1 protein-coding gene is annotated in these 246 nt (G+C 60.2%); it reads left to right on the plus strand.

Annotated elements, in window-relative coordinates:
- On the plus strand, positions 1-246 hold a 246-nt coding region (locus G6047_RS17005), incomplete at both ends, for a hypothetical protein (RefSeq protein WP_211165338.1).

The following is a 246-nucleotide window of genomic DNA, read 5'->3' on the forward strand; positions in this document are numbered from 1 at the left end:
CTCAATACGTGGAGCGTCCACAGGGATACTTCTCGTTCACCAACATGGCTTCCTACGACTATGCCTCCACGTACAGCATCCAGGTGGAGCTGCAACGCAACGGCACATGGCTCGGGTATTACGGGACGGCCTGCCAGGTATCGACCCCTGCCTTGCTCGACAACCCGAACGGATCGGGAGCCATCAACCCGTCACAGTGCGGCATCCAGCTGGCCACCATCTCGACGCTCATCGCAACGCCTAGCC

Origin of the sequence: Flavobacterium silvaticum (genome assembly GCF_012911565.1) — a bacterium.
GTDB classification, from domain to species: Bacteria; Bacteroidota; Bacteroidia; order Flavobacteriales; family Flavobacteriaceae; genus Flavobacterium; species Flavobacterium silvaticum.